The organism is Rufibacter latericius (assembly GCF_003721515.1).
GTDB classification, from domain to species: Bacteria; Bacteroidota; Bacteroidia; order Cytophagales; family Hymenobacteraceae; genus Nibribacter; species Nibribacter latericius.
Genome location: NZ_RJJD01000015.1, coordinates 366173 through 387924 on the forward strand (window position 1 = coordinate 366173; position 21752 = coordinate 387924).

Annotated in this window: 21 protein-coding genes; 13 read left to right on the plus strand and 8 right to left on the minus strand. The window is 50.2% G+C overall.

All coding sequences use genetic code 11. The annotated features are described in order from the left end of the window. The first annotated feature begins 3 nt into the window (after window positions 1-3). The 5 genes from EFB08_RS19005 (at window position 4) to EFB08_RS19025 (ending at window position 3346) form a co-directional block, all read left to right on the plus strand. Complete coding sequence (locus EFB08_RS19005) at window positions 4-561, plus strand: STM3941 family protein (protein WP_123128540.1); 558 nt, start codon at window positions 4-6, stop codon at window positions 559-561. A gap of 100 nt (window positions 562-661) precedes the next feature. Then, on the plus strand, window positions 662-1255 hold the full coding sequence (locus tag EFB08_RS19010) for a hypothetical protein (protein ID WP_123128541.1): 594 nt from the start codon (window positions 662-664) through the stop codon (window positions 1253-1255). Between the two features lie 91 nt (window positions 1256-1346). Further along, window positions 1347-2111: a type I methionyl aminopeptidase gene (gene map, locus EFB08_RS19015; RefSeq protein WP_123128542.1), complete on the plus strand. Its 765-nt coding sequence runs from the start codon at window positions 1347-1349 to the stop codon at window positions 2109-2111. A gap of 97 nt (window positions 2112-2208) precedes the next feature. After that, window positions 2209-2664 carry a GNAT family N-acetyltransferase gene (locus EFB08_RS19020; protein ID WP_123128543.1) on the plus strand — a complete coding sequence of 152 codons (456 nt, stop codon included), beginning with the start codon at window positions 2209-2211 and terminating at the stop codon, window positions 2662-2664. 46 nt (window positions 2665-2710) lie between these two features. After that, window positions 2711-3346: a class I SAM-dependent methyltransferase gene (locus EFB08_RS19025; protein ID WP_123128544.1), complete on the plus strand. Its 636-nt coding sequence runs from the start codon at window positions 2711-2713 to the stop codon at window positions 3344-3346. Window positions 3347-3547: 201 nt separating this feature from the next. On the opposite strand, the gene EFB08_RS19030 is transcribed toward EFB08_RS19025, so the two are convergent. Beyond that, window positions 3548-5620, minus strand: a complete 2073-nt coding sequence (locus EFB08_RS19030) for a M56 family metallopeptidase (protein ID WP_123128545.1) — start codon at window positions 5618-5620, stop codon at window positions 3548-3550. Further along, window positions 5598-5996: a BlaI/MecI/CopY family transcriptional regulator gene (locus EFB08_RS19035; protein ID WP_123128546.1), complete on the minus strand. Its 399-nt coding sequence runs from the start codon at window positions 5994-5996 to the stop codon at window positions 5598-5600. The genes EFB08_RS19030 and EFB08_RS19035 overlap by 23 nt, the downstream gene beginning before the upstream one ends. A gap of 281 nt (window positions 5997-6277) precedes the next feature. On the opposite strand from EFB08_RS19035, the gene EFB08_RS19040 reads away from it, so the two are divergent. After that, the gene (locus EFB08_RS19040) at window positions 6278-6817 is read left to right on the plus strand and encodes a hypothetical protein (RefSeq protein ID WP_125077807.1); all 540 of its coding nucleotides are present in this window, start codon (window positions 6278-6280) and stop codon (window positions 6815-6817) included. 76 nt (window positions 6818-6893) lie between these two features. Here the strand turns inward: EFB08_RS19040 and EFB08_RS19045 are convergent, their stop codons facing one another. Then, window positions 6894-7106, minus strand: a complete 213-nt coding sequence (locus EFB08_RS19045) for a hypothetical protein (RefSeq protein WP_123128548.1) — start codon at window positions 7104-7106, stop codon at window positions 6894-6896. 526 nt (window positions 7107-7632) lie between these two features. Here EFB08_RS19045 and arfB point away from each other — a divergent pair. After that, complete coding sequence (gene arfB / locus EFB08_RS19050) at window positions 7633-8037, plus strand: alternative ribosome rescue aminoacyl-tRNA hydrolase ArfB (protein WP_123128549.1); 405 nt, start codon at window positions 7633-7635, stop codon at window positions 8035-8037. Window positions 8038-8670: 633 nt separating this feature from the next. On the opposite strand, the gene EFB08_RS19055 is transcribed toward arfB, so the two are convergent. Then, window positions 8671-9477, minus strand: coding sequence for a DUF481 domain-containing protein (locus tag EFB08_RS19055; RefSeq protein WP_123128550.1), 807 nt, complete (start codon window positions 9475-9477; stop codon window positions 8671-8673). Between the two features lie 342 nt (window positions 9478-9819). Then, window positions 9820-11163, minus strand: a complete 1344-nt coding sequence (locus EFB08_RS19060) for an MBL fold metallo-hydrolase (protein ID WP_123128551.1) — start codon at window positions 11161-11163, stop codon at window positions 9820-9822. 206 nt (window positions 11164-11369) lie between these two features. Between EFB08_RS19060 and EFB08_RS19065 the strand changes: the two genes are divergently transcribed. After that, on the plus strand, window positions 11370-12197 hold the full coding sequence (locus EFB08_RS19065; RefSeq protein ID WP_123128552.1) for a cyanophycinase: 828 nt from the start codon (window positions 11370-11372) through the stop codon (window positions 12195-12197). Window positions 12198-12281: 84 nt separating this feature from the next. Here EFB08_RS19065 and EFB08_RS19070 read toward each other — a convergent pair whose 3' ends face one another. The 3 genes from EFB08_RS19070 to EFB08_RS19080 all read right to left on the minus strand — a co-directional run bounded on the left by EFB08_RS19070 (window position 12282) and on the right by EFB08_RS19080 (window position 16218). Beyond that, complete coding sequence (locus tag EFB08_RS19070; RefSeq protein WP_123128553.1) at window positions 12282-13472, minus strand: T9SS type A sorting domain-containing protein; 1191 nt, start codon at window positions 13470-13472, stop codon at window positions 12282-12284. Between the two features lie 379 nt (window positions 13473-13851). Beyond that, window positions 13852-14607: a T9SS type A sorting domain-containing protein gene (locus EFB08_RS23605; RefSeq protein ID WP_165864967.1), complete on the minus strand. Its 756-nt coding sequence runs from the start codon at window positions 14605-14607 to the stop codon at window positions 13852-13854. A gap of 717 nt (window positions 14608-15324) precedes the next feature. Next, window positions 15325-16218: an NAD(P)/FAD-dependent oxidoreductase gene (locus EFB08_RS19080; RefSeq protein WP_227006413.1), complete on the minus strand. Its 894-nt coding sequence runs from the start codon at window positions 16216-16218 to the stop codon at window positions 15325-15327. Between the two features lie 416 nt (window positions 16219-16634). Between EFB08_RS19080 and EFB08_RS19085 the strand changes: the two genes are divergently transcribed. From EFB08_RS19085 to EFB08_RS19105, 5 genes are all read left to right on the plus strand, one after another. After that, window positions 16635-17876: an OmpP1/FadL family transporter gene (locus EFB08_RS19085; protein WP_123128556.1), complete on the plus strand. Its 1242-nt coding sequence runs from the start codon at window positions 16635-16637 to the stop codon at window positions 17874-17876. 12 nt (window positions 17877-17888) lie between these two features. Next, entirely contained in the window at window positions 17889-19340 is a 1452-nt protein-coding gene (locus EFB08_RS19090; RefSeq protein WP_123128557.1) for an SGNH/GDSL hydrolase family protein, read from the plus strand. Between the two features lie 159 nt (window positions 19341-19499). Further along, on the plus strand, window positions 19500-19964 hold the full coding sequence (locus tag EFB08_RS19095) for a lipocalin-like domain-containing protein (RefSeq protein WP_123128558.1): 465 nt from the start codon (window positions 19500-19502) through the stop codon (window positions 19962-19964). 643 nt (window positions 19965-20607) lie between these two features. Beyond that, a complete protein-coding gene (locus EFB08_RS19100; protein WP_123128559.1) occupies window positions 20608-21078 on the plus strand; it encodes a hypothetical protein in 471 nt (156 codons plus the stop codon). A gap of 100 nt (window positions 21079-21178) precedes the next feature. After that, complete coding sequence (locus EFB08_RS19105) at window positions 21179-21649, plus strand: DUF5640 domain-containing protein (protein ID WP_123128560.1); 471 nt, start codon at window positions 21179-21181, stop codon at window positions 21647-21649. Window positions 21650-21752: the final 103 nt, after the last annotated feature.

Here is a 21752-nt window from a genome sequence, read left to right on the forward strand (position 1 = left end):
AAAATGGATAGAATAGAGATTCCACTGAGCAGAAGCAAGATCTTCCTGGTAGTGGCAGGAGCTGTAGTCTTTGTGTTGCTGGGGATACTCTTCGCCCTAAGACCAGACACCTTTGTTTCGCCTATATTGAGAAGCCCCCAAGTAGTGCGAATGGTAGGAATTGCCACCATTTTGTTTTTCGGAGTGGTAGGGGTATATGGCTTCAGGAAACTGTTTGACAAAAAGATTGGGCTTATAGTGGATGAAACTGGCATCACGGACCATACCAATGCGTCAAGCGCGGGCCTCATTGAATGGGCCGATATCACCGAGATAGCATCAGAGCAGGTGATGTCCACCAGGTTCCTGCTCCTTTACACCACAAACCCTGATAAGTATTTAAACCGGGTAACCGGCTTTAAGCGCAAACTCATGCAGGGGAACATGAAAATGTACGGTACTCCCTTGTCTATCACGTCCAATACCGTGAGTTATGATTTCAATGAGTTGGAAAGGCTGCTGAAAGGCAGATGGATAGAGCATCAGGAAACTTTGGCGAACGGCTCCCCTATGGGCTTATGAGAAAATCCGTTGCTGTTGCTGCCGCAAAGATTGGTTATTAAAACAAGAAACCTCACGCTACACTTTAAAACCTATTTAAAGAGCTATTCAATAAAACCGCATGAAAATCAACCCACTTCTTCTGTTTGCCCCGGTTATCCTGTTTAGTTGCCAGTCACCCGCTTCCCAAGAGAATTTATCTTCGGCCACGGCAGAAACATCGGCTAGCCCTGCCCCACAAAACCCGGTCCCCAGAGAGAACAGTGAATATTTAGACTGGCACACCCTCAGGATCAATGGCAAATATCCTCTTGTCACCAAGGTGAAAGACATGGAAGGGCTGTTAGGGAAGCCAGACAGTGTGGTGAAAGTTGATTTCGAGGAAGGATGCCCAGGTAGTTTCAGGAATGAGAACTCCAAGGTGGCGCATTACGGCGGGGTTAGTTTTGAACAGTTTGGAGACTCTCTGAAGTTTTTGGGCGTTGACTTCAGCAATGAGAAAAGAGTCTTCTTGCAGAGCGGAAACCTGCGAATTGACCATACCACCTCGCCCGCAGTGCTGAAAAAGCACTTTCCAAACGCCATGAAAAACTTTGCCAAGGATAGCACAGAAGCTGTAGCCATTCCGCCCGCCAAAGAACCGGTAGATGGGCATTGGCTACTTCAATTTGAGAAAGGAAAATTGAAGTTCATAGATGACTGGTTTCCTTGCTAAGGAGTCTCTGTTTTGCCGAAACACCCGTAAAAAAGTTATCTTTAAGGAAAGTAAGACGCGGCTGGTACGCTTCCACTAAATCAACAAACCAATGTCAATATCAACAGAAGCAGAGCTCTTGGGCATGAAAAAAGCAAGTGAGGCCGTTGCCTTGACGCTTAAGGAAATGCGGGACCATGCCCGGCCAGGCATGTCTACCAAGGAGTTGGATACCTTCGGGGCGGAAGTCCTGAAAGCGTTTGGTGCAAAATCAGCCCCCAAGCTGACCTACGGGTTTCCGGGCTGGACCTGTATCAGCCTCAACCATGAGGTAGCCCACGGTATTCCCAGCAAAGAGAAGATCCTGAAGGAAGGCGACTTGGTGAACATTGACGTGTCTGCGGAGTTGGAAGGCTTTTGGGCCGATAACGGAGGCTCCTTTGTACTAGGCGAAGACCTCCACCAGCACCAACAACTGGTAGATGCCTCCAAAAGGATTCTGGAGAAAGCCATCGGCCAGATCAAGGGAGGAATTAAGATCGCGGAGATAGGTCGGCTCATTGAAACCGAATCAAAGAAAGCCGGCTACAAGGTGATCAAGAACCTCACGGGCCACGGCATCGGGAGAAAGCTCCACGAAGAGCCCAGCGAGATTGCCAACTACCATAATCCGTATAATCATACCCGGTTCAAGAAAGACTCGGTGGTGGCCATTGAAACCTTTATCTCCACCAGCTCCACCATCGCCAACACCCTGAAAGACGGCTGGACGCTGGTGGGGAACAAAGGCGGATTTGTTGCCCAACACGAACACACCATTGTGGTGACCGATGCGCAGCCTTTGATCCTGACAGAAATGAACGGCATCTGGAACTGAGCGGAACGCAGGCTTCTGTTTTAGATGCCCTTTTCCCAAAAGGCCTCTAAAACAGAAACTTGCACCTTGAAGATAGTTTACTTTTATGTGATCAGGCATGAACCCAAAAGTAGAAATCAGGGAATATGTTCCGGAGGATAAACCGGCGATTGTTGAGCTGCTGAAACTGAATACGCCCGCGTACTTCGCTCCCGAAGAAGAACCAGACCTGATCCACTACCTGGATCATGAGATAGAGCAGTATTTCGTAGTCTTAGACGAGCAACGCCTGGTAGGCTGCGGAGGAGTTAACTTCTCAGAAGACCTCACTACCGGAAAAATCAGCTGGGACATTTTGCACCCTCAGTACCAAGGCAAAGGATTGGGAAGCCTGCTTCTGAACTACCGAATCAAAAAACTGCAGGAGTTACCGCACATTCAAACCATCTCGGTGAGGACTTCTCAATTGGTCTACAGGTTTTACGAGAAACAAGGTTTCCAACTACAGGAGGTGGTAAAAGACTACTGGGCCCCAGGTTTTGACATGTACCGCATGGAGTATGTTCAGCCCTGATGCCTACTGTGTTTCCACTACGATTCTCCCAAAAAGCCCCTAAAACATGGACAGGCACGCCTCCACCATTCAGACCTGGGACCAGCTGGCGGCGGCGTACCAAGAAAAGTTCATGGACCTGGACCTGTACAATGACACCTATGACCGGTTCTGCGACCTGATTCCCACCCTCAACGCCTCCATCTTAGAGATTGCCTGCGGCCCTGGAAACATCACCCGGTATCTTCTGTCTAAACGGCCCGACTTTCGCCTGGAAGCCACCGACCTTGCCCCCAGGATGCTGCAACTGGCGAAAGAGAACAACCCCACGGCTACGTTCCGCCTTCTTGACGCCCGAGACCTGCACACCCTCACCCAAACCTACGACGGCATCATGTGCGGTTTCTGCCTGCCTTATCTATCCAGAAAAGACTGCGCGAAACTGATCAAAGACGCTTCCCCGCTGCTGACTACCGACGGAACCCTGTACCTGAGCACCATAGAAGGCGATTACCAGAACTCGGGCTATGAAACCAGCAGCGATGGCCAGCACAGGATGTACGTGTATTACCATTCGGCCCAGGACTTACAAAGCAGCCTGGAGGAAAACGGGTTTGCCGTGGTGGAACTAGTCCGCAAATCCTACACCAGTGCTGCCGGTGCTTCGTCTACGCACCTGGTGTTCATCGCAAAGAAAAAATAAAGCCTTCCTGCCGGGTTTGGTAAAAGGATGAAACAAGCCATGTGTTCAAGGCATGGCGTAGGCGGTTCCTGCAGAACACTTCTGCTTTCCTGAAAACACACAGAAATCCCCTTCCTAACGTTTTGGCTGTCTTTTAAGGAAAACGGCCCAGAAACAGGTAAGAAGGGGATATTTGCTTTTTATCTTGAGACCAGGAAAACGCTACTTGGTCTTTTCGCTGCTCTTGTTAGACTGAATCCTGAAGTTGGCGCCTTCTTTCTTCAGCATCAAGTCCACGTCTTCCCCGGTGGTAGACTGAATGATCTTCTTATATTTCTCAAACAAGGCATCGGACTGTTTCTTGTCATCAATGTACAGACCGGTTTTATCTAACCGGAAGTCATAGTCAGCTTCGGCAGATTTGATCAGGCCATCAGACACCAGCGCCGCCTTGAGCTCCTTCATCATGGCCTCATGTTTTTTCATACGCTCCTCGTGATCTTTCATACGCACGGCGTGTTCGGCCATTCGTTTTTCATGATCCTTCATCCGTACGGAATGCTCGGCCAGGCGACGGTTCTGGTCTTCTAAGCGGCGGTTGTGCTCGGTCATACGGCCCTCCTGGTCGGCTTGCCGGCGGGCTACATACTCCGCTTCTCTCTCGCCATATTCTTCCATCCTTGCCTCAAATTCCTTCATGCGGGCATCATACTCCTTCAGCGACTGCTTGTAACGTTTGTTGCCTTCCTTATCATTTGAGAGCGGTGCCACGGGAGCCACTGGAGGAACAGGAGCCACCGGCGCTACGCCATCTCGCCTGAATCCCCGCGGGGTGCGGGGCATAGGAGGCATGGGGGCTCTGGGCGCTAATCGGTGAGCTCGTTCTTCATCAATTCTGTCAAGGGACACTTCTACCTGGGCCATGGCGCTTTCTACCTCGTCATCGTCCCGGATGGTTTTGCCCTTTTTGGCGGCTGCCAGTTGCTGGTCTATGCGGGACTGGTATTTCCCGAGCTCGCTTTTGGGTATGCGCCGCCCGTTTACGTACACCTCCACCACCTTGCCTTTCTTGTTTTTCACAATGATCAGGTCATCATCCAGTTGCTGTAGCACCAGGTCTTCGTCCGGGTTTTCAGAGGCTTGCTTGGGTACCGCCGCAATGATGGTAGACTTGGAAAGCACTGGTTTTTCGGCTTGCTTTTCAGGCTCCGCCGATGGAGCGGGCACCGTGTAATTGGCCCAGGCACTGGCCGAGAAAACCATGACTCCGGCAATAACGGCACAGCAGGCCAGGAACCCTTCTGAGAAAGAAGGCCGCAGGTTGGATTTCTGCACCAATCGGGTGATACGGCCCAGCAAAGAACGCCGACGGCCCGAGAAAGCCACCGCCAAGCGGGGAGAGGTTACGTTCGTTTTCATAAGGATTTCTTCCAGGTTAGTTAAGGCGTAAGCGTAGGTAAGCGAATCGCCGCAGAGGGCCAGGGCCAGGTCATCGCAGGCGTGCTCACGTTCGGTGCGGGCGCAGTCTGAGATCCACCACACCGCAGGATGAAAGAAAAAGAGGGTTTCTACCATGCTCTGCAACAGATTCAGGAGGTAATCGCGCCGGTGGATGTGGGCCAGTTCATGGGCCAAGATGGCTTCTACCTGCGCAGTGGATAAGCCAGAGAACGCGCCCAGCGGCAACAAAATCAAAGGCTTGAAATGCCCGATGACCATGGGCATCTGCACCAAAGCCGACTCGGCTACGCGCACCCACCGGTGTATGCCTAGCTTCTGAGACAGTTCCAGGGTTTTCTGTTGCCATACCTGCGTGACCGCCTGGGTACGGTAAGACCGAAGCCGTTGCACATACACCCATCCGCCCAGTACCCGCAAACCCATCAGCAGCATGCCCATGAGCCAGAGCATGACCACTGCCGGTAAGTGTTCGTTGAAATATCCCTGCCCCTGCGCAAGGGCGTTCTCCCAGAAAGAAGGACCCGTAATATGTGCTTCTGTAATCGAGGAAGTGAACCCTGCCGGATCAACCGCCAGCGCTGTATTTTCCAGGGAAACCGTATCTGGGGAATAGAGGTTGTAGAAGGTAACCCCTGAAACCAGCAGCAGCGCTATAAGCGCCCCCCAGGCAACCCAGTACCGGGTAGCGGCGGAGTGCCGGTGCATCAACCTGAGTAAGATGCCCACCAAAAGGGCCATCAAAGCTCCTTGCCAGAGAGAGTGCAGGAGCGTGTACCCCAAGGCGTGCGTAACGGCCTGCGGGATTACGTCATTAATCAGCGTTTGAGGAGTCATCTTCCAGTTTTTTCAAAAGGTGGCGGATTTGGTTTAATTCATCTGGGGTGGTGCGATGGTTGCCCAAAGCCTGCATGACCAGTTTCATGGCCGAGCCCCGGAACGTGGTGTCCAGGAAGCGGCCAAGCAGGTGTTGCTGGGTTTCTTCTTCGGTGACGGCGGCCTGGTACACGTGCGAGCGGCTTTCCTCATCACGGGACACCAGGTTCTTCTCGTGCATGATCTGCAGCAGTTTGAGGGTGGTGGTATAGCCGGTTTCCTTGGCTTTGTTTTGTTCCTCGTTCACAAACCGGACGGTGCTGGGCCCGTGCTGCCACAGGATCTGCAGAATCTCCAGTTCGGTTTCGGTGGGTTTTATCGGGGCGGTATTCTCCATAAGATTTTGATCAGATCGGCTCTACGATTTGTTTCGTAGACAAGTATACGAACCTTTTCGTAAAAAGAAAATAGAATCACGAAATTTTTCGTAGAAGGAGTTAAAAAAATATCCTTTACTTAGAAAGGACCTGGTTTACAGGCGAATGGCTGCAAAGGAGACGAATGAATCTACTTGCAACACCTGCCTGGTAAAAGAAAACCCGCCTAAAGGCCGTTCTGCTGGAGAGTGTTCGCTGACTTTTGGGCAGCTGTTTGGTTTTCTCTTCCGTACTTTACCGCATGAAAAAAGTAATTCTGCTGGGGCTCTGCCTGATTTTCCTGAGCTGTTTCCCTGCCCTGGCCCAACGTTACAAAACCGCCGCCGGCCTAAGAATTGGCAGCGATGAGTTCGGGTTAACCGTTCAGCAAAAGATTCTGGAAAAAACCACCCTGGAAGGACTTCTCACCGCTTCTCCCCGAGAGATCACGGCCACCATTCTGGCCGAGCAGCACTTTCCGGTGCTGGGGCAGCGCTTCAACTATTACATGGGCGGTGGCGTGCACGGCGGAAGGCTCAAAGACTACGGGGCCATTTACGGGGTAGATGCCATTGTGGGCCTGGAGTACAAAGTAAACGGCCTTCCGTTCCTGCTGTCCGCCGATCTAAAACCGGCCATTCACCTGCGGCACGAGGAATGGTTTAACTTTGGGGGCGCTTTCTCCATCAGGTACGTCCTGATCAAGGAAAAACCACCCACCCCGGGGCAAATCATCAAGGGGATTTTCAGCCCTTCAGACAAGAAGAAGAAAAAGAAGAAAGAATCTTCTTCCTGGTTTTAGGCCGATAGACAATCTGCTGTTTTTAGCCTACAATTGGAAAAACAGGCCTAAAGCAGCTTTGCTAGAGCAGGTTCTCTTAAGCCCCGAAGGTTACTTTGCCAGAGGGGCAATAAGCCACGGTGGAGGCATCTACCGGAGTGCTGGCATCGGCCGCGGTTGGGCCTGGCATCGGTTTACCGGCTTGGTTGATGTAAATCACTTCCTGTTTGTAGTTAAGGCCGCTCAACGCGTCTTGCAAGGCCAAACCAGAACCGATACACATGGCGAATAATAAGATAATGAGTTTCATGACTTTAGTTTTTTAAGGTTATTAGATAGACAATCATTTTTGGTGGGAGTTGCTTCCCGTGCGAAGCTGGAACCGGTGTCTCTTCTTTTCTGTCGTTCTTCCTGTTCCCTTACAACTTAAAGATGCATTTGCTGCGTCTTTGGTTGTCCGCTCTGATTACTTTCTTTTCCAAAGCCATGCCAAGTTGCAATTGTAGTGATTATCAATGCTTTACATAAAATTCACGTTCTCCTCACTGTCCACCCGCGAACTATTTATGTCCAGAAATGAACAGTCTTTCTTCGGTTGTAAAAGGGACGTTGGCCAACCTGGGGAATCAGGTTCTTCTTCTTTTGAGTAGGGATTGTCTTAGCTTCTGATTGGGCCCTATCAACTAGCTGCTTTTAAGAGGAAAGTTTGTGTTTGCATAAGCCCTCATGGAAATACGTAGTCTTCATTTAGCACCTCATCTCCGCACCATACCTACTTTCCCGTACCTTACCGAGCCGGACAGACATCGGTCTTCCGCTTCTTACGTACTGTTCCTATGCTTCCGGATTTAACCTCAGAACTCACGTTTCAGACCTCGCGCAGCAGTGGCCCCGGCGGGCAGAACGTCAACAAAGTAGCCAGCAGAGTAGAAGTGTGGTTTTCCATTGAGAACTCCGCTTTGCTCACGCAGGAACAGAAAGACTTATTGCTGGAGAAACTTGCCCCTCGCCTGAACAAAGAAGGATTTCTGCACCTGGCCAGCCAAGAAGACCGTAGCCAACTGGCCAACAAAGAACTGGTGGTGCAGAAATTGTACGAGGTGCTGGAACAAGCCTTGCACCGCCCCAAACCCCGCAAGAAGACCCGTCCCTCCAAAGCGGCAGTTCAAAAACGTTTGTTGTCCAAACAAAAGCAAGGGCAGAAGAAGGCGAATCGTCGGTTTGGAGGGGCAGCGGAGTGATTTGTTTTAGGGAGTTCTTTTTAAAAAACAGTGGTAAAATGGCTGAGGGCTTCAATAGGTTTTTCCCGCCGTTCTTGGTGTTCTCACCAACAACCGTGATTGCCTTCTTTTCGGCTTGTAGCTTCCTAAATGCATGTCCCCCTTTGAAGGGGGTAGGGGGATGATTCATGTCCCGGAAACCATGGTTCAAGTTTTCAACTTGAACCTACCATGAACTGAAGTTTGCAACTTCAGTGAGGCGACAGCCTCAAAATCACTTTATAGGGCTTTACCTTTCATTGCCTACCTACCAAGCTTCATAGTTGCAGTCGCGCTCTGCCCGCGTTTGTCACTTTTCTCCTTGATGAGAAAAGTAACCAAAAGAATCAAGAAGAAAAGAAACTCGCTGAAGCTCAGACAGTCTTTTCTTCATAAATGGTACCACCACGCTGCCGTCCTCTGTTTCATAGCTCACTTGAGCCACTGCCACTTGAACTATTCTTGCGTGTCTCAGGCCGTGCCTCGGCCTCTTGGTAGGCCTTCGTTCCGACCTGACGCAGGTTTAGTGGTTCTTAGAGAGGAGTTGCAATGCCTTTATTCGCTGCGCGGAGATGAATCCCCTTTCAGATGGTTGAACAGGTGCTTAAATCCGTCTTAGAAACTAAGCTGGATGCCGTTGGTGAGGCTGTAGAGGTAATTGGGGATGGGGACGATGGGGCGGTTCTCGTAAGTGTGGGAGAAGTTGGTGGTCAGCTGGAAACGGTTGTTGATTTTCATGACAATGGACACGTCTCCGCTGAAACGGTGCCGGGCCATACCGGCGGGTCGGTCGTAGCCCACTTGGTAGTAGTGGATGGTACTCAGCTCCAGAAAGGGATTCAAGGGCAACCGGATGCTGGCGTAGTTAGATAGCTTGGGTATGTACTTGTTGATATAGCGTTCTTCCTCCAGATTATGCCAGCGCTCGTACTCATACATGACGCCGGTGCCAAGGTTAAACCGGATGTTTTCCTTCTGCACTACCGCGAACCGAATGCCCGCCCCGGCCAGGGTTCTTAGTTCCAGACCGCGGTTGTAGTCATACTGAGCCTGCGCCCAGGTTTCATAAGACAAACGGTCTTTCCGGTTGAAGTTCACGCGTCCATGCACGTAGCCGGTTTCTACCTGGGTTTCGCCTTTCAGACGCACATAGTTATAGGACGCCAGCACCAGGTAAGTATTGCGTTCAGATACGTACCCGATGTTGCCGTTTCCGGTCAATCCCAGGAAATGGTCAGTGGCGCCTTCTTTGCCAACGGCTCGGTTGAACAAATTCAGGTTTACGCCCAACTTACCGGTAAAGTAATTAGAGGAGTCTTTTTCTACCCGGGCTTTCTCTACGTTCAGGATCTGGGCCTGGGCATTGAACCCAATTAAGAATATAACAATGCAAAGGGAAGAAAAGCGGAAAAAAGAAAACATAGGCAATCTATGACACGGCCGGCAAAGGCACTTTGTCCTTTCAAAGTAAAAAGAAGCATGGGAAAACCCGAGGGCGAAGGGCCAACGTTTTTTATCAGTCCCTTACCCGAAGTTATAGGTTTTTAGGGGGAAGCTCCAACGTTTTTCTGTTTTAGTGCCTTTTTCACCAAAATGGACGGTATTCAACCTCCTATTATCATAGGTTTTCCATTCTGCCAACGGGCATACAAGGGCGTCTATTGCTTTCACCTAAAAACAGAGAACTCGCGTTTGAAGACCATTTTCTTAAAACCTGCCCCAAAACACGTCTTACAGACAAGCAATCACAGGCAAGCTTCTGCTTTATTCTTCTTCGGTGAAGTCTTTGATAGATTCGCCTAAGTCATAGATGGGAACATCTTCCACAACCTGGGCGATGATGCTGGCCGCGAGGGCAGACCGGTAGCCGCTGGCGCAGTGAACCACAATGGGCTTGTCAGCGGGGATTTCGTCCAGCCGCTCGCGTAGGTCAGGTAAAGGAATTTGCAGGGCACTGGGGAAGATTGGTTTTTCCTGGGTTTCGCTCTGGTTCCGGACATCCACGATAGTGTAGGCACCTGGGTTAGCCTTAAAGGCGGCTAAGTCTAGCTGTGGGGTTTGCTGGGTTCCGATGGGGGCAACGGGCAACGCTCCCTCTATCAACGATTCGTAGCCGATGCTGGCGGCACGGCCAATGAGCTCGCGCAGTTTCTCCTCGTCTTCCCCAATCAGGTAGAACCTCTCGTCTGGGTTTATCACCGATCCCAGCCACGTCTCAAATTTGGGTCCGTCCTGCAGGTTGATAGCGTAAGGCACATGCCCCTGCTTGAATTGGGTTTGCGGGCGGGTGTCAACAATCAGGCAGCCCTGGTCCAGTTTATGGGTAGGTTCCAGGATGGGCACCTGTTTCACCGAGGTCAGAAACTTGGGAGCTCCTTTCAGATTCAGGTGCACATCGTATCCGAAGTACCTCGGGATGAACGGCTGGTCAGTGGTGATGTACGCCACAAACTCGTCTTCGGTCATTGGCTGGAGAGCGGGGTTCGTGCGTTTTTCCTCGCCAATGGTGCTGGACTTGGCATCGCTCAGGGACTTGCCGCAGAGACTTCCGGCGCCGTGGGCCGGGTACACCAGCACATGAACAGGGAGTTGCATCAATTTCTCGCGGGTGGAGCGGTATAGTTGGCGGGCCAGTTCCTCGCGGGCGGCGGTTTCGTTTCCGACGTTCTCACGCAGGTCTGGCCGCCCCACGTCTCCGATGAAGAGGGTGTCGCCGGTAAAGACGGCGTGGTCTTTGCCGTTCTCGTCTAACAGCAGAACCGAGATACTGTCTGGGGAGTGGCCTGGGGTGTTAAGGGCCTTCAGAGTTACGTTGCCTACTCTCAGGTCTTGCCCTTCGTCAAAAGTATGATGCGGGTATTTTGCCTTGGCGTATTTACTTGTGTAGACATGGGCCTGGCGGGTATCAGATAGTTCCAGGTGGCTACTTACAAAATCGGCGTGGGGGTGAGTTTCAATGATGGCCTTGATTTTGGCATCATGGATCATGGCGTACTCTTCGTAAGGCCGGGGATCGCGTGCCGGGTCAATCACCGCAATCTCAAAATCATCCATCACGATGTATGAGAAATGGGCGAGGCCTTTGTCTTCAAATTGCTCTATCTTCATATCCCTAGCAGGTACGTATGCGGGGGCTACATCGTTGGAAGCCGATTTTCTGAAAACAACCCTAAAACCGCCGCCAGATTAATCCAATTTGGCAGATACGCTTGATTCCTTTCCATTTCTGCGTTATTTTGACATCCTTGTGCAGGGCTATCCGTTGATTATTCTACTGGTTTTGCCCAGTTCTCTAACTTTTCATACTCCAACTTATGCAGATACCCAAAGGAACCCTGATAGCCCTAGGCGGCGGCGATGACGATGGCCTGATCAGCCTGGTTCGTTCTGAGCTTTGCAGCATTGACTCGCACATTGAGGTGATCACCACGGCCACCCTGGAGCCTATGGAGTCTGGCCAGGCCTACAAAGAGGCGTTTGAAGAACTGGGCTGCAGCAGCGTTAAGTTCATGCACATAGACGAAGACAACGAAGCAGACAAGCCGGAGTATCTTTCGCGCATCGGCAGGGCCGAAGTCATCTTTTTTACCGGCGGAAATCAGTTGCGGCTGAAAGAATTTCTGGCCGGCACGCAACTGCACCAGCTTATGCAGCGCCGCTACAAGGAAGAGGAAATCACCATTGCGGGTACCAGTGCCGGGGCGGCCGCCATGTCTGACCGAATGATCTACGAAGGCTACGGCTACCACTCGCTGCAGAAAGGCGAGGTAAAAACCACCACCGGTTTGTCATTCATCCAGAACGTTTTCATTGACACCCACTTCACCGAACGAGGCCGTTTTGGGCGTCTGGCGCATGCCGTCACCAAACGACCCGAGTTTGTTGGCGTTGGCCTGGGCGAGGAAACCGGCATCATCATCAGGGGCGGGAACCACATTGAAGTGTTCGGGGCCGGGGTAGTCACCATCATGGACGGCTCCCATGTGCGCTACTCTAACCTGGAGGAGGTGGACGAAGGAGACCCTATTGCCATTGAGAACCTCACCATGCACCTGTTGGTGGAAGGCCATGAGTACTGCCTCACTGACCGCTACTTCCGGAAGCTTTCGCAGCAAAAACGCAAAACCTCCAGCAAAACATAGGAGCTGCTGGGAGGCTATAACCAAAACCAAAGAGCCCGGAACCTGTGCAGAGGTTCCGGGCTCTTTGGTTGAGAGCTGGGCTTCTTAGTTCTTCACTACCCGGCGGGAGATCTCCTTGTTGTTGTCGGTTTTGATGTGCAGGATATACATGCCCCTGGAAAGATGCTCTGTAGGAATCACGTGCGCGCCGCTGGTCAAAGACCGCTGCGGAATAGCGGCCCCATACACTTTCTTGCCTTGCAGGTTAAACAGTTCTACCTGCGCATCTTTAAACTCTACGCTGTTCAGGGCCACTTTCAGGTTATTGGTGGTAGGGTTAGGGAATACCGCCAGAGAAGATTCAGGCAGCTGCTCAGCAGACCCAGTGATCACAAAAGTCTGGAAGTCGCTCATTACTTCTCTGATGGCATTTTCCAGCTCTTCGTCCTCGGTCTCCCTGATTTTGATGATCCGCTCAGTCAAGACATTGCTGCTGTTGTAGGTGAGCACGTACTGAGATTCGGTTTCAAAGGCCCAGGCATTGTTCTCCCACTCCTGGGTCAAAAGGCCCGTCAGGTTCATCTTGTCATCATAGGTGATGATTTCCCGCTCTCTGTTCACCCAGGTTGTCCCAGAAGCGTCTTCGGTGGTAAGGGTTAGGGTACGAGTGGTAGAATTATAGGAGCTGTTGTTTCTTTCACTGTTAGTCCAGGTATTGGTGGCGGCATCGTAGGTTTGGGTTTCGTACATGATGTACCCGGCAGGGTTGGTTGCCTCTGAGGTCCACATGAAGTTGGTGTCCCGCTCATCGTCTTTCCAGGTATTGGTGGTTGCATCCCACTCCTGGTACACAATGGTAGTGGGCCTGGTTTCATTTCCGGTATAGGTATAAATGTATTTATCTGAGTTGACGAGCGGGGTTGTGCTGGTGCTGCTCTGCATGGTAATGGTAGACTGGCGCCCTTGGGCATCATACGTGTAGGTAGACTTGGAATCGGTTTTCCAAGTGCTGGTGAGCATGTCCCAGCTTTGGTTTTCGCTCTCCTTCAGGATGAAGTTCTCATAGGTGTTCAAGGCCCGAGACATGTTAATCGCGTCGGTGGCTTGTATGCTCTCCGTTTCCTGGCCTCGGGTGTTGTAGGTGTTGGTGTACGTAAACGCCGCTACCCAAGCCGGCGGCGATGCTTCTCCATCCCAGTAGTAAACCTGGGTTTTGCGGGGCAAGGTGAGGGTGGTTTGTGCAAAAGCACTTGCGCAAAGGGCGCATAGCAACACTATAAGGTAAAGAGTTTTCATGGGGCTTTTGGTTTAGTTATTTCACAATGAATAAGGTACAACCCGGGTTTGATGCCTCTGACCTGCTACTGGTTCTTTCCCTTAAGCCTGCTTTCCTTGCCCTTCTTCCCCCTGCTTTTGCAAAGACCCTATCGGTCAAACTGTTATGATTTGACAACCCTTTTCCGCTTTACCCCTATGGCCTGAAAACTTTTTTTACATTCCTTGGCTAACGGCATCGGCAGAACCCTTCTTTGCTGGTTCCTTTCATGGCTTCGTTTGTTTAGGTTCCTCCCATAGAAAAGCGTCCTGATTCGGGGCCGTTTTCTTAAAAACGGCCCCGAATCAGGACGCTTGGTACTACTGCCTGGATAATTTCCCCTTCTAAGATTCAGTTACTTTAGTTCTTAACCACCCTGCGGGAAATCTCTTTGTGGTTGTCTGTGATGATGCGCAGGATATACATGCCTGCACTCAGATGGTGTAAGGGAATCATCTGTTTTCCACTATTGATGGAGGCTGAAGTGGTGGTGGCATCATACACTTTCCTCCCTTGCAGGTCCAGGACCAGCACTTGGGCTTTCTGAAAGCCAGCATCTGTTAACGTGATCTTCAGGTCCCCTGAGGTGGGATTTGGAAAGATTGACAGCGAAGACTCCGGCAGTTGCTCCGCGGCTCCAGTGACACTAAACGTCTGAAAGTCTGAGTACACCTCCTTGTAAGCGTTCTCCAGTTCTCCGCTATTGGTTCTTCTTACTGTGGTGGTTTTCTCCGTTAGGGCATATTCAGCATTGAACGTGAGGGCATACTGCATCTCTACCCTGAATTCCCAAACATTGCTAACCCATTCCCGAGCCTGCATCCGGATGGGGTTCATTTGAGCATCAAATATGGTAAGGGTCCGGGAACTAGGCACCCAACTATCGCCAGACGGCAGCTCAATGGTAGAGAATAATGTTTTGGTGGCGGGGTCATAGGAGTTGCTGTGTTTTTCTTTATTTCCCCAGCCATAATCCCAAGGTCCGGGTGCTGTTTGAATTTCATAGCTGAGCAACTTGAAGGGATTGTTTTGATCTGTAGACCAGACCAGATTGATGTCTCTTTCCACATCCAGCCAGTTCTTGGTATATTCATCCCACTCCTGCCGAAGAACCATATAGGGGTTTAGGTCATTTTCGCTATGCTGATAACTAGTCCTGGAGGTATTAACAAAAGAGGAGCGGTCAGGGCCCTTTCCCTGTTGAGTTATGCTGGTCAGCCTTCCCTGCGCATCATACGCATACGTAGACTTGGAGCCATCCTCCCAGCCGCCAGAACCAGGGAATTGCTCCAACGTTTCCAATAACCCAAAATCACCATAGGTGTGGAGAGTCTTGTGTAATTTTAAATCACCTTGAAAAAGTACGCGTTCGGTTTCCTGCCCGCGCGCGTTGTACACATGAGAATAACTAAAAGTTTGTATCCAATAGCCTGTTTGTGGGCTTCCATGCCATTCGTAGTAATCTGTCCAGCGAGGTAGCGTGAGGTTCGTTTGCGCCCATGAACTGAAGGAGAGGGCGCATGAAATTAGGAAAAGGTAAAGAGTTCGCATGGCAAGCAAGATTTACTTACACCAAGAATCACAGAGTGCCGGGGAGGCACCACACGTCTAGCTCCCAAAGGCAACTCTTGCCTACTCAGCCTTTCTGAAAAATCACCTTTGCCGATTCTGCCTTGAACATACTTAAGTTACAAAAAGCGCTTGGCTATTCATATCGTTCCTTGCATCTAATATCATGACACTTAAAAATCTACCTAAACAAAAAGGCACGCTTTGCGGGTGTTTTCCGGAAAACAGCCGCAAAGCGTGCCTTTGGCACCTACAGGCCTGATGCTACAGCCTAAACTCTTTCTGCAATTCCATATTGATGGCTACGGCGGCCTTGGTGCCTTCTGCGGCGGCCACAATCACGAGTTGCATGTCACGGGCGGCGTCACCGGCTACGTAGAGGCCCGGAACGTTGGTTTGCTGGTGCTTGTAGGTTCTTACCACCCCTTTGCTGGTGAAATCGCACTGTAATTGGCGGGCAAGGTCTGAGTGCTGGTCTGAGCCCGTGGCGAAAAACATGGCTTCGCGGTTTTCAACCTGTCCGTTCTTGAGCACGATGCGTTGCAGGTGTCCGTCTTCGCCTTCTAAACGCTCAATAGCGGCTGTGTTGATCTGCACTTTGTTTCGGGCCAGGAGTTCGCGGTCCTCACGGGTGAGGCGGCTGGTTCCGTCGGTGAACAGCATCACGTCACTGCTCCATGTTTTCAGCGACAGCGAGAGGCCAATGGCATCGCGGTTTTTGCCGTAGGCGGCCAGCGGCTTGTTCTTGGATTCATACCCGTCACAGTAAGGACAGTGGTGGATGCTGGAGCCGTAGAAGGGCTCGGCACCGGGTATTTTTGGCCATCTGTCGCACAGGCCCGTAGCCAACAGCATCTTTCTGGAAAGATACACCTGGTTGTCCTCGTCCTCCACTTTAAACAATTCTCCCTCCTTAGTGACGCGCACCACACGTTTCTGCTTTAAGTCTACCTCATACTTGGCCAGGTCTTCGCGGCCCAGGCGCAGGAACTCGGCCGGAGGGGTTCCGTCGCGGGAAATGAAACCGTTCATGGCATGGGAATAGGAGTTCCGGTACACCCCGGAATCAAACAGCGCCACCTTGCGCATGCATCGGCCTAGTAACATGGCGGCACTCAGGCCGGCCGGACCGCCGCCCACAATCAATACATCATACATACTTCTCAATCGCTTAACCAGTCATGGCTAAACGCATCTGGTAAAAAAGAGATGACTTCTATGTGATTTTTTTCTCGGGCACCTAGACCTGCCGCCTCCTCTTTGCGGGTAAGAAAGGATTCATCTCAGGAAGAAAGCGGCAGGATACATATAACACTATTTTTTACTTGAACTGAATTTCGGGCAGAAGGCTCCTCAGAGTGCCTCCGTGTCACCTTTGTGGCTCCTAACCAATGCGTTAGCCCGCGTAAGTACGATTGGACTATTCAGTATAAGGCGTAAGCACCAGAATAAAATAAATAATTATAAAAAATAGGGCGATATGCATAACACTATCTGAATATCTGTCCAATTTTTCTATATTTGGTTAACAAATCTGTAATATTCCAAAACACTTATATTTAACTAGCAAACGCATGAAAAGTAAATTTTTAGCCTTATTGGGCAGTGCTGTGCTCTCGGCGGGCGTCGCCAACGCAGGGGGGTTCCAGGCCAACCTCCAGGGGCAAAAGCAGATTGGCATGGGGCACGTGGGTACAGGTCTGGCGTTAGACCAGAGTAGTATTTTCTTTAACCCCGGTGCCCTGGCCCATTTACGCCAGAACGGTATTCAACTGGGGGTAAGTGCGTTAAATGCGAAAATTGCTTACCGCGAGCTCTCCCCTGGCTTTGCAGAGTCTACTACAGATAATCCCATCAGCACCCCGTTCCAGGTGTATGCGTCCTTCGGGAAAGAAGAAAGCCCGCTTCGTTTCGGGATCGGGGTCTACACGCCCTATGGTTCTTCTGTGAACTGGGGAAATACATGGCAGGGCCGCTTCGGCCTGAATGAACTGACCTTGCAGGCTATTTTCATCCAACCCACCGTTAGCTATCGCGTTTCAGACAAATTGGGCTTTGGGGCCGGTTTCGTTTATGCGACCGGAAGCGTGAACCTACAGAGAAGCATTCCGTTGCAGGATGCCGCCTACAACGAGGGCCGGGTAGAACTGGACGGAGGCGCCAGCGGCATTGGTTACAACCTGGGCGTTTACTTCCAACCTACTGAAAAGCTGTCTCTGGGTCTTACCTATCGGTCTAAGGTAGAAATGGAAGTGAAAGAAGGCGATGTGACCTTTGCGCTTCCTTCTTCACCGGTTATTGCAAGCCAGTTTCAGGCCACGCAGTTTGACGCCAAGCTTCCGATGCCCGCCAACATTACAATGGGTATTGGCTTCAAGCCAACCGAGGCGCTTACCCTAGCGGTAGATGTGCAGCACGTGCAATGGAGCGCTTACAAATCCCTGCGTTTCGACTACAATGCCGGCATCAGGGGCGAAACCTTCTCTGAAAGCCCGCGCAACTACGATGATGCGTTCATTTACCGCATTGGTGCCCAATACAAACTTTCCGAGATCCTTACCATTCGGGCGGGCGGTTATTATGACAACTCTCCGGTACAGGAAGGGTACCTTACCCCAGAAACCCCAGACGCAGACTCCAGAGGAGTATCTGGCGGCTTAACCCTGGCCCTCAGCGACAAAATTGACTTGGATGCCTCCTTCCTGTACATCAACAAGAAAGAGCGCACCGATGACGCCAGCAAATCTGGCGGGGTAGCCGGCACGTTCAAATCAGTGGCTTACATCCCTGGCGTAGGCATTAATTACAAGTTTTAATTTTAAGGCAACATGAAGAACATTTTCAATAAATGGGGGGCTGCAGCCCTTCTTTCCAGCGCTTTCCTTTTCACCGGTTGCGATCCTGAGTTTGAGGATGACGTTACCATTAGCAAAGGCTCCCTGGATCTGACCAAATACGTAGCCGTAGGAAACTCGCTCACCGCAGGGTACCAGGACAACGGACTCTACCTGGAAGGGCAGGTATTCTCTTACCCTAACATCCTGGCCAACCAGTTCAGCTATGCAGGGGGCGGGGATTTCGTGCAACCTCTGTTCACTTCTGCGCAAGCAAACGGCTCTGGTTACCTTCGATTAAGTGGGTTCACGGCCACAGGTTCTCCTATTCTGGTTCCTGTGACTCAAGGCCTTGCTGTAAGAGGTATGGGGGCTGATGGCAAAACAGCCCTTTTGACCAGATACACCGAACTGGATAAAATTCAAAATTTTGGGGTCCCTGGAATAAAGTTAGCAGACATCAAAACTCCGGGTTACGGCTTGAACAACCCAATTGGGTTCAACCCTTACTTTGAGCGTATTCTGCCAGAAAATTCTCCTACCACGTATTTGCAGCGGGTAAGCGGAAACCAGCATACGTTCTTTAGTGCATGGTTAGGCAACAATGACGTGTTAGGTTACGCTACTGCCGGTGGCTTTGCCGGAACCATTACCCCGGTTGCTACCTTTACCACATATTACACAGAGTTGATCACGGCCATGACCGCGAACGGTGCCAAAGGAATTGTCGCTACTATTCCAGATGTGCGTTCAGTGCCGTTCTTCACTACTGTTGGCCCAACCGCAAAGCCATTGTTGGCCTCTGCGGTGGCAGCCGCAAACGCAGCGGGGTTGCCTATTACCGGCGTAACAGCCCTTACCAAAAATACGGCTACCCGTATCAACATCACCCCAGCATCTATCAAAGACGCGTCCGGCGGAACTATTCTGCTTACTCTAACTTCCAGCGCTTACCTTCCTCTGGTTGGGCAGCCTACCGGCAGATACTGGCGTGAACTGGCGGTTTCTCAGAACCCCATTAACCCAACGGCTCAATTGCAGGGTTACCTGGCCGCGTTCCAGATTGACACCACCAAGGCCTTCGGTCTAGACCCAAGAAACCCAGTGCCAAGCGCTTTTGTGCTGGATGAAGAAGAGCAAAACGAAATTAACACCGCTACTACTGCTTATAACTCTGCGATCATTGCCCAAGCGAATGCCAAAGGCTTGGCAATATTTGATGCGTATGCATTCTTTAATTCTATCCAGAATGGCTTTATGCTGAATGGTGTGGGTTATTCTCCTGCCTTTATTACTGGGAACCTGTTCTCACTAGACGGGGTGCACCCAACGCAGCGTGGCTATGCCATCATTGCCAATAGAATGATAGAAGCCATCAATTCAAAATATGGCGCTACTATCCCAACCATTGACGTAACCCAGTTTAGAGCAGTGCTATTCCCTTAACAGGAGATAGTTGCCCTCAAACCAAGCAAGAAAGACCAGCCTTACAAGCTGGTCTTTCTCGTTACCAGCTAATTGGGCGGCATACTAGCGCCAAGAAATGGGCGTTTTCATGACCATAACAGAATACAATCGTATACAAGCTAGCTAAAAACAAAACCTATGAAAAACTACCCCTTACTTCTTCTCTTATTTTGCAGTACCCTTTTCTTCAGTGCCTGCAGCAGCGATGATGATGGTACACCATCTCAAGATGAGATGCTGCAGAACAAACGCTGGCAAATAACTGCTCTGGATGCCAGCACCCCGATTGGGAACCTTGACCTATATGAAGACTTTGAAGACTGCCAGAAAGACAATTTTGTGGAATTCAAGGCGAACGGCGTACTGGTGGTAGATGAAGGAGCCACTAAGTGTGATTCTTCAAATCCGCAGCAAACTCCGGGCACCTGGTCTCTGAACGGAAACGTGCTTACCATCAGCGGCATTGGCGATGCATTCGGGTTGCCGGACGATGACCTGGAAATTACGGTAACCTCCTTAACCAATTCCCGCCTGGACGGAGAGTTCACTGAGTCTGTCAGCGGTTTCTCCATTGATGGCACCGTTACCCTGGAGACTATGTAAAACCTTCTTAGTTCCAGAGATCTCTTATCTGGCTTCGGGCGGGTTGCATAAATGCCCAGTTCACGGGCCCCGATCAGGATCATTCATTTTGGGTGCTACTTTGAAAAAAAGAGCCCTAAAACAGACGTAAGAGCATAAGCGCTCGCATCTGTTTTAGGGCTCTTTTCGTGTAAAGAGGCTCGAAGCCCACTTCGCCCCTTTCCCTTCCGCACCAATGCTTCCTTTCCTGTTTAATTTTCTCCTTTTAAGCCTTCTGTAGCTTTCAAAGTCACCCGCTCCTCTAATTACTTACTTCACAATCAATTATCTCTGGCAATTTTCTGCCTCCAAAAATCTCCTCTTCTCACCCAAACCTTCTTAATCCCTAAAAAATAGCACCCCAATTCAGCCTTCGGTTTGCCGCTTTCACTCGCAGTAAATACGGTTTCAGCCAGTTCGTGCTCATTCCTCATTTTTCATGGTAGGGGTAATCTGAGTCAAGCCCATCTATACATTTACAAACGCAGATTATACTTCACACACCAAATAGAACAAACCCTACAGGATGTTCCTCTAACGTGAAGAAGCATAACACTGCCGCTGTAAACCCTTGAAAACCAATTACAACCTTTAACACTTTTGTTTCACTTAATTAACCCCTATCATGTTTAACAAATCTTATCTCCTGACCATCTTAGCAGCTTTCACTTTCGTGTTCTCTTCTTGCGACAAAGACAAAGACAAAGAAGAAAATGATCCGAAACCAAATGTGGAAGCCCAGTTAGCTAAAGAGGAATGGAAAGTTACCAGCCATATAGTAGAGGCTGCCGGCCAAGAAGACTATGATGTCATGGAAGAAGATTACGGCGGAGACATCTTCGTCCAATTCGATGGCGAAGGAGAATACTCAATGTCTACTGAACGCAACGGCGATTCTGAGTTTGACGGTGCATACGATGTAGACAACAATAACATCACTTGGGATTTCCCGCTTTCTTTAATGGCGCAGTTGTCACAAGAAGAGGAAGCTTCTTACTCCATTGATCAGCTTACCGGGAGCACCCTTAAAATCACCAGCACAAAAACCTTCCAAGGGGTGAAAGTAACCGAGAAAATCACCTTCTCCGCTCAATAAGTTTTTCATCATCACCGGGTAGCTCATCCTACCCGGTGATGACTAAAATATTAAGTACTTCATTCTGTCTTTCAATCATTTTTCCCTTGTTATCCTTATCATGAAAAACACATCTTACCTCCTGACCATTTTAACCGCTTTCACGTTAGTGTTTACTTCCTGCAGCAAAGACGATGACAAAGATGAACCAAAGCCATCCATTGAGGCGCAACTATCCCAAAAAACCTGGGAACTTGATGAGCACGAAGTTCAGTTCGATGGACAATCCCCACAGGACGTTATGGATATCGTTCACGAACAAGCTGGCACAGATGACATCGCCTTTAAGTTGGATGGAAAAGGAGAATTTGCCCTGATTCTGGATGGTGATGAAGAGGAAAACGGCGAATACGAAATAGACGGTGATAAGATCATCTGGAATTACCCTCTCACCTATACCTGGGCTGAATCAGACGATGACATTCACGACTACGAATTTGAACTCAACGGCAACACCTTGACACTTACGTCTAAGAGTACAAATTTGGACGGCAACGAATTTGAGGAAACTATCACGTTCAAAGTACGGTGATACAAGTCTTTGTTAAAAACAGAAAAGGGAGCCCGTAAGCTCCCTTTTCTGTTTTAGGTATATCCGTTTTTGGCCTGTTTAAGGCAAAACACCCTCAAAATGC

Coding starts and splice junctions, on each gene's coding strand:
- EFB08_RS19005 (WP_123128540.1), top strand. CDS start 4: ATGGATAGAATAGAGATTCCACTGAGCAGAAGCAAGATCTTCCTGGTA.
- EFB08_RS19010 (WP_123128541.1), top strand. CDS start 662: ATGAAAATCAACCCACTTCTTCTGTTTGCCCCGGTTATCCTGTTTAGT.
- map (WP_123128542.1), top strand. CDS start 1,347: ATGTCAATATCAACAGAAGCAGAGCTCTTGGGCATGAAAAAAGCAAGT.
- EFB08_RS19020 (WP_123128543.1), top strand. CDS start 2,209: ATGAACCCAAAAGTAGAAATCAGGGAATATGTTCCGGAGGATAAACCG.
- EFB08_RS19025 (WP_123128544.1), top strand. CDS start 2,711: ATGGACAGGCACGCCTCCACCATTCAGACCTGGGACCAGCTGGCGGCG.
- EFB08_RS19030 (WP_123128545.1), bottom strand. CDS start 5,620: ATGACTCCTCAAACGCTGATTAATGACGTAATCCCGCAGGCCGTTACG.
- EFB08_RS19035 (WP_123128546.1), bottom strand. CDS start 5,996: ATGGAGAATACCGCCCCGATAAAACCCACCGAAACCGAACTGGAGATT.
- EFB08_RS19040 (WP_125077807.1), top strand. CDS start 6,278: ATGAAAAAAGTAATTCTGCTGGGGCTCTGCCTGATTTTCCTGAGCTGT.
- EFB08_RS19045 (WP_123128548.1), bottom strand. CDS start 7,106: ATGAAACTCATTATCTTATTATTCGCCATGTGTATCGGTTCTGGTTTG.
- arfB (WP_123128549.1), top strand. CDS start 7,633: ATGCTTCCGGATTTAACCTCAGAACTCACGTTTCAGACCTCGCGCAGC.
- EFB08_RS19055 (WP_123128550.1), bottom strand. CDS start 9,477: ATGTTTTCTTTTTTCCGCTTTTCTTCCCTTTGCATTGTTATATTCTTA.
- EFB08_RS19060 (WP_123128551.1), bottom strand. CDS start 11,163: ATGAAGATAGAGCAATTTGAAGACAAAGGCCTCGCCCATTTCTCATAC.
- EFB08_RS19065 (WP_123128552.1), top strand. CDS start 11,370: ATGCAGATACCCAAAGGAACCCTGATAGCCCTAGGCGGCGGCGATGAC.
- EFB08_RS19070 (WP_123128553.1), bottom strand. CDS start 13,472: ATGAAAACTCTTTACCTTATAGTGTTGCTATGCGCCCTTTGCGCAAGT.
- EFB08_RS23605 (WP_165864967.1), bottom strand. CDS start 14,607: ATGGTTCTTCGGCAGGAGTGGGATGAATATACCAAGAACTGGCTGGAT.
- EFB08_RS19080 (WP_227006413.1), bottom strand. CDS start 16,218: ATGTATGATGTATTGATTGTGGGCGGCGGTCCGGCCGGCCTGAGTGCC.
- EFB08_RS19085 (WP_123128556.1), top strand. CDS start 16,635: ATGAAAAGTAAATTTTTAGCCTTATTGGGCAGTGCTGTGCTCTCGGCG.
- EFB08_RS19090 (WP_123128557.1), top strand. CDS start 17,889: ATGAAGAACATTTTCAATAAATGGGGGGCTGCAGCCCTTCTTTCCAGC.
- EFB08_RS19095 (WP_123128558.1), top strand. CDS start 19,500: ATGAAAAACTACCCCTTACTTCTTCTCTTATTTTGCAGTACCCTTTTC.
- EFB08_RS19100 (WP_123128559.1), top strand. CDS start 20,608: ATGTTTAACAAATCTTATCTCCTGACCATCTTAGCAGCTTTCACTTTC.
- EFB08_RS19105 (WP_123128560.1), top strand. CDS start 21,179: ATGAAAAACACATCTTACCTCCTGACCATTTTAACCGCTTTCACGTTA.